Source organism: Variovorax sp. LjRoot290 (assembly GCF_964253985.1).
GTDB lineage: Bacteria > Pseudomonadota > Gammaproteobacteria > Burkholderiales > Burkholderiaceae_C > Variovorax.
Map to the genome: position 1 here is coordinate 2,374,274 of NZ_CAXURW020000001.1, position 10,655 is coordinate 2,384,928.

The 10,655-nt window shown below is 69.5% G+C and carries 10 protein-coding genes; 6 read left to right on the forward strand and 4 right to left on the reverse strand.

What is annotated here, in order from left to right; genetic code table 11:
* Positions 1-16: 16 nt before the first annotated feature.
* Genes ACSQ9A_RS11950 through ACSQ9A_RS11960 form a run of 3 tightly spaced genes read left to right on the forward strand, consistent with a single transcriptional unit; the run spans position 17 to position 2,506 of the window.
* Positions 17-1,081, forward strand: coding sequence for a branched-chain amino acid ABC transporter permease (locus tag ACSQ9A_RS11950; RefSeq protein ID WP_093109166.1), 1,065 nt, complete (start codon positions 17-19; stop codon positions 1,079-1,081).
* A complete protein-coding gene (locus tag ACSQ9A_RS11955; protein ID WP_436303806.1) occupies positions 1,078-1,953 on the forward strand; it encodes an alpha/beta fold hydrolase in 876 nt (291 codons plus the stop codon). Before ACSQ9A_RS11950 ends, ACSQ9A_RS11955 begins: the two co-directional genes overlap by 4 nt.
* 46 nt (positions 1,954-1,999) lie before the next feature.
* Positions 2,000-2,506: a DUF1993 domain-containing protein gene (locus tag ACSQ9A_RS11960; RefSeq protein ID WP_436303807.1), complete on the forward strand. Its 507-nt coding sequence runs from the start codon at positions 2,000-2,002 to the stop codon at positions 2,504-2,506.
* A 2-nt stretch (positions 2,507-2,508) separates the two neighbouring features.
* Here the strand turns inward: ACSQ9A_RS11960 and hemH are convergent, their stop codons facing one another.
* Positions 2,509-3,540, reverse strand: a complete 1,032-nt coding sequence (gene hemH / locus ACSQ9A_RS11965) for a ferrochelatase (RefSeq protein WP_436303808.1) — start codon at positions 3,538-3,540, stop codon at positions 2,509-2,511.
* A 15-nt stretch (positions 3,541-3,555) separates the two neighbouring features.
* On the opposite strand from hemH, the gene ACSQ9A_RS11970 reads away from it, so the two are divergent.
* Entirely contained in the window at positions 3,556-4,281 is a 726-nt protein-coding gene (locus ACSQ9A_RS11970; RefSeq protein WP_093109170.1) for an HAD family hydrolase, read from the forward strand.
* Positions 4,282-4,384: 103 nt separating this feature from the next.
* On the opposite strand, the gene hpnE is transcribed toward ACSQ9A_RS11970, so the two are convergent.
* From hpnE to hpnC, 3 genes are read right to left on the reverse strand one after another with little or no spacing between them, the layout of a single operon-like run.
* The gene (hpnE, locus tag ACSQ9A_RS11975; RefSeq protein WP_436303809.1) at positions 4,385-5,659 is read right to left on the reverse strand and encodes a hydroxysqualene dehydroxylase HpnE; all 1,275 of its coding nucleotides are present in this window, start codon (positions 5,657-5,659) and stop codon (positions 4,385-4,387) included.
* Positions 5,656-6,495 carry a presqualene diphosphate synthase HpnD gene (gene hpnD / locus ACSQ9A_RS11980; protein WP_093109177.1) on the reverse strand — a complete coding sequence of 280 codons (840 nt, stop codon included), beginning with the start codon at positions 6,493-6,495 and terminating at the stop codon, positions 5,656-5,658. Before hpnD ends, hpnE begins: the two co-directional genes overlap by 4 nt.
* Positions 6,492-7,406, reverse strand: a complete 915-nt coding sequence (gene hpnC, locus ACSQ9A_RS11985; protein WP_170855674.1) for a squalene synthase HpnC — start codon at positions 7,404-7,406, stop codon at positions 6,492-6,494. Before hpnC ends, hpnD begins: the two co-directional genes overlap by 4 nt.
* A 60-nt stretch (positions 7,407-7,466) precedes the next feature.
* Here hpnC and ACSQ9A_RS11990 point away from each other — a divergent pair, with 60 nt between their 5' ends.
* On the forward strand, positions 7,467-9,380 hold the full coding sequence (locus ACSQ9A_RS11990; RefSeq protein WP_436303810.1) for a potassium transporter Kup: 1,914 nt from the start codon (positions 7,467-7,469) through the stop codon (positions 9,378-9,380).
* 103 nt (positions 9,381-9,483) lie between these two features.
* Positions 9,484-10,650 carry an efflux RND transporter periplasmic adaptor subunit gene (locus ACSQ9A_RS11995; protein ID WP_436292516.1) on the forward strand — a complete coding sequence of 389 codons (1,167 nt, stop codon included), beginning with the start codon at positions 9,484-9,486 and terminating at the stop codon, positions 10,648-10,650.
* Positions 10,651-10,655 lie beyond the last annotated feature (5 nt).

Sequence of the window (10,655 nt, forward strand, 5' to 3'; positions counted from 1 at the left end):
ACGATCGGATTCATTCATGCTGTCTCGCCTTCTTTCCAACGACATGCCGCGCAGTCGCGTGCTCGCGGTGCTGCTCGTCGTGCTGGTGCTGGGCCTGGCCTTCGCGCCTTTCATCTTCCCTGGCGTCAAGGCCTTGAGCGTCGCGGCCAAGGTGCTGGTGTTCATCGTGCTGGTCGCGAGCTTCGACCTGCTGCTCGGCTACACCGGCATCGTGAGCTTCGCGCACACCATGTTCTTCGGCATCGGCGCCTACGGCATCGCGATCTCGGCGACGCGGCTCGGGCCCGGCTGGGGCACCGTGCTGCTGGGCCTGGGCGCGGCGCTCGCGGTTTCGCTGGTGCTGTCGCTCGCGATCGGGCTGTTCTCGCTGCGGGTGCGCGCGATCTTCTTCGCGATGATCACGCTCGCGGTGGCCTCGGCCTTCCAGACGCTGGCCTCGCAGCTGTCGGATTTCACCGGCGGCGAGGACGGCCTGACCTTCAAGCTGCCCGAGCTGATCTCGCCGAGCTTCGAGTTCGCCGAAGAACCTTTTCTCGGCGTCTCGCTCGACGGGCGGCTGCTCTGCTACTACCTGCTGTTCGTGACCGCGGTGGTGCTCGTGCTGGCCTTGCTGCGCATCGTGAACTCGCCCTTCGGGCGCGTGCTGCAGGCGATCCGCGAGAACGAGTTCCGCGCCGAGGCGATAGGCTACCGCGTGGTGGTCTACCGCACGACGGCTTCGGTGCTGTCGGCGCTGTTCGCGACGCTGGCCGGCGCGATGCTCGCGATCTGGCTGCGCTACAACGGACCCGACACCTCGCTCAGCTTCGAGATCATGGTCGACGTGCTGCTCATCGTCGTGATCGGCGGCATGGGCACGCTCTACGGCGCGGCTGTCGGCGCGGCGCTCTTCGTGGTCGCGCAGAGCTACCTGCAGGACCTGCTGCGCATCGGCAGCGAAGCCACGAGCGGCGCGCCCTGGCTGGCGGCGCTGCTCTCGCCCGATCGCTGGCTGCTGTGGCTGGGCGTGCTGTTCGTGCTCTCGGTCTACTACTTCCCGACCGGCATCGTCGGTCGCCTGCGTGCGAGGGCTCTCCGATGAACGCACCGACTTCGAACTACCTGCAGATCGCGGGACGCGAGATTCACTGGATGGATTGGGGCACGCCCGGCGGCCCTGTGCTCATCGCCTGGCACGGGCTGGCCCGCACCGCTCGCGACATGGACGAGCTGGCCGTGCACTTCGCCGAACGCGGTTTCCGCGTGATCTGCCCCGACACCATCGGCCGCGGCCTGAGCCAGTGGAGCCCGGCGCCGGACGACGAGTACCAGTTGTCCTTCTATGCCCGCCTGGCGACCGGTCTCTGCGACGCGCTCGCGCTCGAGCGCGTGCACTGGGTCGGCACCTCGATGGGCGGCGCGATCGGCATGGTCTGTGCCGGCGGGCTGCTGGAGCCGCGCATGAAACCGCGCATCGCGAGCCTGGTGCTCAACGACAACGCGCCGCAGATCGCGCAAGCCGCGGTCGAGCGCATCCGTTCCTATGCCGGCCAGCCGCCCGCCTTCGACACCGTGGCCGAGCTCGAGGCTTTCTTCCGCACGGTCTACAAGCCCTACGGCTGGCTCAGCGACGCGCAATGGCGCCGGCTCACCGAGACCTCCACGCGCCGCCTGCCCGACGGCCGCGTGACGCCGCACTACGACCCGGCCATGGTGCGCCAGTTCGTTGCCCATCCGGAGGACTACCTGCTCTGGTCGCACTACGACGCGATCGAAGTGCCGGTGCTGTGCCTGCGCGGTGCGGAGTCGGATCTCGTGCTGCCGGCGACGCTGGACGAGATGCGTCGCCGAGGCCCCGGCGCCGCGGGGCGCCTGCAGATCATCGAAGTGCCGGGCTGCGGTCATGCGCCGGCGCTCAATGTGCCGGAGCATCTGGCGCCGATCGAGGCCTTTGTGCGCGCCGCCGGCACGTGATTGATGCAATGGCCACAATCGGCCGCTGCATCAATCCGGAGCTTTCATGACGCTTTCCCTCTACGACATCTCGATCCCGGTGTTCATCCGCGGGCTCGGCCAACTCTCCCATCTGCTGGACAAGGGGCTCGCGCATGCGCAGGCCTCGGGAATCGACCCAGCGACGCTTGTCGATGCGCGGCTCGCGCCGGACATGCTGACCTTGGCAGGGCAGATCCAGCGCGCCAGCGACGCCTCCAAGCTCGGTGCCGCGCGGCTGGCCGCGATCACGGCGCCGAGCTTTCCCGATACCGAGAAGACCTGGGACGAACTGCAGGCGCGCATCGCCAAGACGGTCGACTTCCTGAACAGCGTCGATCGCGCCCAGATCGACGGCTTCGAGGAACGGTCCGTCTCGATGAAGGTGGGCAGCAACGAGCTGGAGTTCACGAGCCAGCGCTACCTGCTGCAGTTCGCGCTGCCCAACTTCTTCTTTCACGTGACCACGGCCTACGACGTGTTGCGGCACAGCGGCGTGCCGATCGGCAAGCGCGACTACCTGGGCCGCTATTGAACTCAGGCCGAACGCGTCGGCCAGCCGCTCAAGTGGCGTTCCGCGATCGCGGCCAGCGCCGCGATCCACGCGCTGCTGTCGTTGAGGCAGGGGATGTAGTGGAATTCCTTCCCGCCCGCATGCAGAAAGGCCTCGCGGCCTTCCATCGCGATCTCTTCCAGCGTCTCCAGGCAGTCGGCCGGAAAGCCGGGGCACATCACGTCGACGCGCGCGACGCCCGTCGCGCCGAGTTCTCGCAGGGTCGGCTCGGTGTAGGGTTCGAGCCATTTCGCGCGGCCGAAGCGGGACTGGAAGGCGACGCGGTACTGCTCGCGCGTGAGTTGCAGCCGTTCGGCCAGCAGGCCGGCGGTTACTAGGCACTGGGCCTGGTAGGGGTCGCCGAGCCGGATATTGCGCTCGGGGATGCCGTGGAAACTCATCACCAGCTGGTCGGGCCGGCCGTGGTCTTTCCAGTAGCGGAGCGCGCTCTGGGCCAAGGCCTCGATGTAGAGCGGCTCGTCTTGGTACTGATTGACGAAGCGGAACTCCGGCACGCGGCGCACGCGCGCGCTCCAGGCGTTGACGGCATCGATCACGCTCGCCGTGGTGGTGGCCGAATACTGGGGATAGGCCTGCAGCACCAGCACGCGGGTCGCGCCTTCGGCCTTGAGCGCATCGAGCTGCGCGGCGATCGACGGGTTGCCGTAGCGCATCGCGTCGCGCACCGTCACGCGGTGGCCGCGCTCGCCGAGCCAGCCCGCCAAAAGGGTGGCCTGCTTCTTCGTCCAGACCTTGAGCGGCGAGCCTTCGGGCGTCCAGATGCTGGCGTACTTGGCAGCCGACTTGGCGGGTCGCGTGCGCAGGATGATGCCGTGCAGGATCAGCGCCCACAGGGCCCGCGGAATCTCGACCACGCGCGCGTCGCCCAGGAAATCGGCAAGGTAGAGACGCACCGCGGCGGCGGTCGGCTCGTCGGGCGAGCCGAGGTTGCACCAGAGCACGGCGGTGCGCTCCTGGTTCGTTTCGACGGCAGGAGCTTCAGGGCGAAAAGGCATGCGCTATTCTCGGTCATGGCCTTTGCGACCCCCGATTCCCTGACCCTCGACGTGAAGCGCATCGCCGCGATCACGCTCGACCTCGACGACACGCTCTGGCCGATCTGGCCCACCATCGAACGCGCCGAGCGCGTGCTCTACGAATGGCTGGTGCGCGAGGCGCCGAAGACCGCGAACCTGCTGGTGACGCCCGGCGTTTTGCGCGAACTGCGCGAGGCCACGGCCAAGGAGCGTTCCGATCTTGCGCACGACCTGAGTGCGCTCAGGCGCGAATCGATACGCACGGCGCTCAGGCGCGCGGGCGAAGACCCGGCGCTGGCCGATCCGGCCTTCGAGATCTTCTTCGCCGAACGCCAGCGCGTGACGCTCTACGACGACGCCTTGCCCGCGCTCAAGTGGCTCAGCGAACGCTATCCGCTGGTGGCCGTCTCCAACGGCAATGCCGATGTCCATCAGACCGGAGTCGGGCGCTGGTTTCGCGCCGCCTTCAACGCGCGCGAGTTCGGCAGCGGCAAGCCGCATGCGCCGATCTTCCGCGCCGCCGCGGCCTCGGTCGGCTTGCTGCCCAAGGATGTGCTCCACGTCGGTGACGATGCGGCGCTCGACGTGGTCGGTGCGCTCGATGCCGGCATGCAGGCCGCCTGGCTGGTGCGCGACGAGCGGCCCTGGGAACATGGCGCGCGGCCGCAGCTGATCGTGCCGAACCTGCATGCCTTGTGCATGGCGCTCGACGCAGGTTGAGAGGACTCAGCGCGCACGCGGCGCGCGAGCTCGGCGTTTCGCGCATGACGCTGTACCGCCTGATGGGCAAGCACAGCATCGCGTTGAGTGCGCTGCTGAGCCCTTACGTGGACCCGCAACCGGCGGCCGCCGCGCGGCCGCTGCGCACGGCGCCTTCGATCGTCGCGGGATACGGACCTTCGACATAGTCTCCGCAGGCCAGCAGGCCCGGCGCCACCTGGGCCGCGGGGCGCACCAGCGCCGGTGTGCAGGCGAAGGTGGCGCGGCGTTCCACGACGGTCTGCACCGGCTGCAAACCGGTCAAGCCGAGTTGCTCGCGGGCTTGCGCGAGCACCTGGTGTTGCAGCGTTTCGCGCTCGTCGCCGCTGGCGCTGACCACGAAGGCCAGCAGGCCTTGCGGTCCGCCGAGTTGTCCGCGATCGAAGACGAACTGCGCCGGCGCGCCGGCACTCGCACGCAGCGCCAGCATCGGCGCACTCAATGCAGCGCCGCCTGCCATGTAGAGGGTCGCGATGCTTTCGTGTTGCAGTACCTCGGCCGTCTGCGACCAGGCCGCTGCGGCGGGCAGCGTCACGCCAGCGGCCAGGCGGGCGGCTTCCCACGGCGCGCAGGCGAGCACCACGCGGTCGAAGCTTTCGCCGTCGACCTGCCAGCCCGCTGGTTCGTGGGCGATGGCCTGCACGCGCGTGCCGCTGCGCACCTGGGCGCCATGCTGCGCGAGCCAGCGCGCCGCGGCATCCGGAAACAGCGCGCCGAGGTCGACGCGCGGCAGCAGCAGGTCGGCGCCGCCGCGCTCGACGAACAGGGCGTCGTGCAGCACGCGCAGGAAGACCTCGCCGCTCGCGTATCCGGTCGGCGTGTTAAGGGCCGAGACGCACAGCGGCTCGATCAGCTCGGCCATGACGCGCGGCGTCAGCGTTGCGCAGAGCGCGGCCACCGATGCGCCGGGGTCGCAGCGAAAGCCATTCCAGCGCCAGCGCAATGCGGCGCGCATCAGTGCGGCCTTGTCGCGCCAGGACCAGCCGCGCGCCCCCAGGATGCCGGCCAGCAGGTCCAGCGGCGGCGGCCAATGCGGCACCTGCAGCCCGCCGCCGTCGGCAAATCGCAGCGTGAGCGGCATGCGATGCAGCACGGCACCGGGATCGACGCCGAGCTCGCGCATCAGCGCCAGCGTGGCGCTGTAGGCGCCGATCATGATGTGCTGGCCGTTGTCCAGCAGCACCGGTTGCCCGTCGGGCATCTGCGCGGGCAGCGCGCGCGCACGGCCGCCGAGGGTGCGGGCGGCTTCGAACACGGTGATCGCATGACCGGCGCGCGTCGCTTCGATGGCGCAGGCCAGGCCGGCCCAGCCGGCGCCGATGACGGCAACCTGACTCAAAGTTTCCCTAGCGCTTGGACTCGCCACGCGAGCCACAGCTTGCGCACCGGAGTCAGGCTCACGCGCTGCTGCAGCACCTGGAAGTCGTCGCGTTCGATCTCGCGCAGCAGCGTGCGGTAGATGCTGGCCATCATCAGGCCCGGCTTCTGGGTGCGCCGGTCGGCAGCCGGGAGCAGGGCGAGCGCCTCGTCGTAGGCCGCATGCGCGCGCTCGGCCTGGAACTTCATGAGCGCGACGAAGCGCTCGGAGTACAGGCGGTTCAGGATTTCGTGCGCCTTGACGTCGAACTGCTGCAGCTCGCTGACCGGCAGGTAGATGCGTCCGCGCAGCGCGTCCTCCCCGACGTCGCGGATGATGTTGGTCAGCTGCAGCGCCAGGCCCAGCTTGTGGGCGTAGGCGGTGGTCTGCGCGTCGGTCTGGCCGAAGATGCGCGCCGCGCCTTCGCCCACCACGCCGGCCACCAGGTGGCAATAGCGCTTCAGGGCCTGGAAGTCGAGGTAGCGGGTCTGGTCCAGGTCCATCTGGCAGCCGTCGATCACTTCGTGCAGCTGGCGCTCCTCGATACCGTAGACCGTGGCGTGCGGCATCAGCGCCTGCATCGCCGGATGCTGCGGCCGGCCCGCGAAGGACTGGGCGACCTCGGTGCGCCACCAGGCCAGCTTGGTCGCGGCGACGCCGGGGTCGCTGACCTCGTCGACCACGTCGTCGATCTCGCGGCAGAAGGCATAGAAGGCCGTGATCGCGGCGCGCCGCGGCTTCGGCAGGAACAGGAAGGCGTAATAGAAACTGCTGCCCGAAGCGGCAGCCTTGTCCTGGACGTACTGCTCGGGCGTCATCGTGGAAAACTCTTCATCGCGGGGGATTGTCTCCGCATCCAGAAGGCGCGCCAGGCCAGAAGCGTCGCATCCGCCTTGCCGATGGTCGGACGCTGCGAAAAGCTGTCGCAACCCAGCGCCTCGATCTTGTCGAGGATGCGAAGTCCGCCCTGCACCACGAAGCGCAGTTCCCAGCCGGCCCGGCCCGGCAGGCGGTGCACCAGCGGCGCGCCTTCGTTCATCAGCGCACGCGCCCAGGCCACCTCACCGGCGATCAATGCAATGGCGGCGGGTGGCGGTGCGGCCGGGGCCAGCGGCCGGAAGCCTTCGAAGTCCTTCGCTGCGAGGCCATGCACGGCGCTGTCGGCGTGCGGCAGGTAGAAGCGGCCGCGCGGCAGGTCCACGCTCAGGTCCTGCCAGAAGTTGATGAGCTGCAGCGCGCTGCAGATGGCGTCGCTCTGCGCGAGGGCGCGTGCATCGTCCACGCCGTAGAGGTGCAGCAGCAGGCGGCCGATCGGGTTGGCCGAGCGGCGGCAGTAGTCGAGCAGTTCGGCGCGATCGGCGTAGCCCTGGCCGTCGCGCGTCTTCTCGATGTCCTGCATGAAGGCGGAGAGCAGGTCGGCCAGGAGCGGCTCGGGCAGCGCGAAGCTGCGCATGGCATGCGCGAGCGGACCGAAGACCTCGGGCCAGCGCGCCGATGGCGCCGCGCCGCGGGCGGCGGCGGCGAGATCGGCGCGAAAGGCGCGCAGATCGTCGAGCCGCTCGGCCGCGCCGGCCTCGCCTTCGTCGGCGATGTCGTCGGCCGTGCGCGCAAAGCCGTAGATCGCGGCGATCGGCGGCCGCAGCCGTGGCGGGCACAGCCAGGAGGCGACCGGGAAATTCTCGTAGTGCGTCGGCGCAGGCGCGGCGACCGGGTGGGGCGAGGAGGACACGCGCCGGATTGTCGTGTACCGCGCAGTACCATCGTCGCGCCACCGCTCGCACACCGCACCATGACCTCTTCCGCGCAGACCTTGAGTCCCACGGAGCCTGCCGCCTATGCCAAGGGTGGGCCTGTTCTTCTGATCGCCGCGCTGGGCGTGGTCTTCGGCGACATTGGGACCTCGCCGCTCTATGCCTTCAAGGAGACGCTGAACCCCGACCATGGCGTGCCGCTGACGCCGGACGCGGTGCTGGGCCTGCTGTCGCTGGTGTTCTGGGGCCTGACCTTCGTGGTGACGCTGAAGTACGTGGTGTTCGTGCTGCGCGCCGACCACGACGGCGAAGGCGGCATCCTCGCGCTGCAGGCGCTGGCGCGCAATGCGGTCGCCGGCCCGGCCACGCGGCCCTGGGTCTGGCTGATGGTCGGCCTGCTGGGCCTCGTGGGCGCCGCGATGTTCTACGGCGATTGCCTGATCACGCCGGCCATCTCGGTGCTGTCGGCGGTCGAGGGCCTGGAGGTGCAGGCGCACGGGCTCAAGCCCTTCGTGATCCCGATCACGATCGCGATCCTCGTCGGTCTGTTCTGGGTGCAGCGCAAGGGCACGGGCGTGGTCGGCAAGGTCTTCGGGCCGGTGATGCTGCTGTGGTTCGCGGTGCTCGCGGCGGCGGGTCTGTGGCAGGTGCTGCAGCAGCCGCAGGTGCTGGCGGCGCTCGATCCGCGCCATGCCATCGGCTTTCTCGTCTCGCACCGCGCGCAGTCGCTGGCGGTGCTGGGCGCGGTGTTCCTGGCTTTCACCGGTGGCGAAGCGCTCTATGCCGACATGGGGCATTTCGGCGCCCGGCCGATCCGGCTGGCCTGGCTCTTCATCGCCATGCCCGGGCTGGTGCTCAACTACTTCGGGCAGGGCGCGCTGGTGCTCGCGAATCCGGCCGCGATCGACAACCCTTTCTTCCGGCTGTTCCCCGCGTGGGGCGTGCTGCCGATGGTGGTGCTGGCCGCGATGGCGACGGTGATCGCATCGCAGGCCGTGATCTCGGGCGCCTTCTCGCTCACCACCCAGGCGATGCGCATGGGCTACCTGCCGCGCATGCGCGTGGTGCAGACATCCGGAGAGTCGATCGGCCAGGTCTATGTGCCCGTTGTCAACTGGCTGCTGATGGCGGGCGTGCTGCTGCTGGTGCTGGGCTTTCGCACATCGAGCGCGTTGTCGGCGGCCTACGGCATCGCGGTGTCGATCACGATGGTGACGACCACGCTGCTGGCCGGCGTGGTCGCCTACCGGCTCTGGCGCTGGAACCGTGTCGCGGTCGTGGTCGGCGTGCTGGCCTTCGCGGTGATCGACATCACCTTCGTCGTCGCCAACAGCCTCAAGGTCTTCGACGGCGGCTGGCTCACGCTGGCGGTGGCGGTGCTCGTGATGGTGTTGTTCACCACCTGGGCCAAGGGGCGGCGCCTGGGGCTCGAGGCTGCCGCGGCGCAGAGCATGCCGCTCGAGCCCTTCGTCGAATCGCTTGCCGCCAACATGCCGCATCGGGTGCGAGGCACCGCGGTGTTCCTGAATTCGGACGCAGACGCGGTGCCGCATGCGCTGCTGCACAACCTCAAGCACAACCAGGTGCTGCACGAGCAGGTGATCGTGCTGCGCGTGCTGGCCTGCCACACGCCGCGGGTCGACGCGCGGCAGCGCATCGAGGCCCGCTCGCTCGGGCATGGCGTGTGGGTCGTGACCGCGCGCCATGGCTTCATGGAGCGGCCCGACGTGCCCGAATTCATCCGCATCCTGGCGTACCAGCAGGGGCTGGCCTGCGAATCGATGAGCACCTCGTACTTCGTCTCGCGCGCCTCGCTGGGCGACAAGCCGCTGCCGGGCATGAATCCCGTGCGCCGGGCTTTGTTCGGCTGGCTGCAGCGCAATGCGGGGCGTGCGTCGGACTATTTCGAAATCCCCGGCAACAGATTGGTCGAGCTGGGACAACGAACGTAAATGGGCCCCCGACGGCGGCCGTGATTGACACGGGTTCTCGTTTACCCTAGATTACTAACCGGCTGGTCATTAATGACCCCGTTTGTCTTTTCTAGGGTGTTCCATGACCGCGTCCGCCTCCCCCGTTTTTCGTTCCGCCAGCCTCTTGTTGCTCGCCGCCCTGGCGCTCGCCGGCTGTTCCCGCCCGCCGGCCGCTGAGGAGCCCCTGCGCGCCGTCAAGGTGATGACGGTGGGCACCAGCGCCTATGGCACCGAGCCCGAGTTCTCGGCCGAGGTGCGGGCCCGCGTCGACTCCCGGCTCGGCTTCCGGGTGGCCGGCAAGATCACGCGCCGCCAGGCCGAGCTCGGCCAGCATGTGCAGGCCGGACAGGTGCTGGCGCAGCTCGATCCGCAGGACTACCGGCTGGCCGCCGATGCCGCCCGCGCGCAGCAGGCCGGGGCCCTGACCAACCGCGACCTGGCCGAGGCGGACCTCAAGCGCTACCGCGGCTTGCGCGAGCAGAACTTCATCAGCGCGGCGGAACTGGAGCGGCGCGAAACCACCTACAAGGCCGCCCAGGCGCAGCTCGAGCAGGCGCAGGCCCAGCTCGCATCGCAAGGCAACCAGGCCAACTACACGACGCTGGTGGCCGACGTGCCGGGCATCATCACGGCGATCGAGGCCGAGCCGGGCCAGGTGGTGTCGGCCGGCACGCCGGTCGTGCGCATCGCACAGGACGGCGCGCGCGATGTGGTGTTCGCGGTGCCGGAAGACCGCGCCGCGCTGGTCAAGCCGGGGTCGCCCGTCACGGTGCGCGGCTGGGCGGGCGGCGCCGAGATGGAAGGCAAGGTGCGCGAAGTGGCGGCCAGCGCCGACGCGGTGACCCGCACCTACAGCGTCAAGGTCGCGATCGATGCCGCCACCGCGCCCGCGCTGGGTGCCACCGTCTATGCGCGGCCGCAGGCGCTGTCGCGCACCGGCACCCCGGTGCTCAAGCTGCCGACCAGCGCCTTGCGCCAGGAAGGGCAGGGCAGCGCGGTCTGGGTGCTCGACAAGAGCAGCATGACGGTGCGCTCGCAGCCGGTGCAGGTGGCCACGGCGGACGGCAACGAAGCGGTGATCGCCGCCGGCATCACGCCGGGCACGACGGTGGTGGTCGCGGGCGTGCACGTGCTGTCGCCGGGCCAGAAGGTCTCGATCTACAGGGAGAAGACGGCCGCGCCGGCCAATCCGCTGCGTGAGGCCGTCAACGTGCAGGCGCCAGCGGCGGCTCCGGTTGCCACCCGCTGAGGACG

Excerpts from the sequence above, each read along its gene's own strand:
- ACSQ9A_RS11950 (WP_093109166.1), top strand. The coding sequence starts at position 17 with ATGCTGTCTCGCCTTCTTTCCAACGACATGCCGCGCAGTCGCGTGCTC.
- ACSQ9A_RS11955 (WP_436303806.1), top strand. The coding sequence starts at position 1,078 with ATGAACGCACCGACTTCGAACTACCTGCAGATCGCGGGACGCGAGATT.
- ACSQ9A_RS11960 (WP_436303807.1), top strand. The coding sequence starts at position 2,000 with ATGACGCTTTCCCTCTACGACATCTCGATCCCGGTGTTCATCCGCGGG.
- hemH (WP_436303808.1), bottom strand. The coding sequence starts at position 3,540 with ATGCCTTTTCGCCCTGAAGCTCCTGCCGTCGAAACGAACCAGGAGCGC.
- ACSQ9A_RS11970 (WP_093109170.1), top strand. The coding sequence starts at position 3,556 with ATGGCCTTTGCGACCCCCGATTCCCTGACCCTCGACGTGAAGCGCATC.
- hpnD (WP_093109177.1), bottom strand. The coding sequence starts at position 6,495 with ATGACGCCCGAGCAGTACGTCCAGGACAAGGCTGCCGCTTCGGGCAGC.
- ACSQ9A_RS11990 (WP_436303810.1), top strand. The coding sequence starts at position 7,467 with ATGACCTCTTCCGCGCAGACCTTGAGTCCCACGGAGCCTGCCGCCTAT.
- ACSQ9A_RS11995 (WP_436292516.1), top strand. The coding sequence starts at position 9,484 with ATGACCGCGTCCGCCTCCCCCGTTTTTCGTTCCGCCAGCCTCTTGTTG.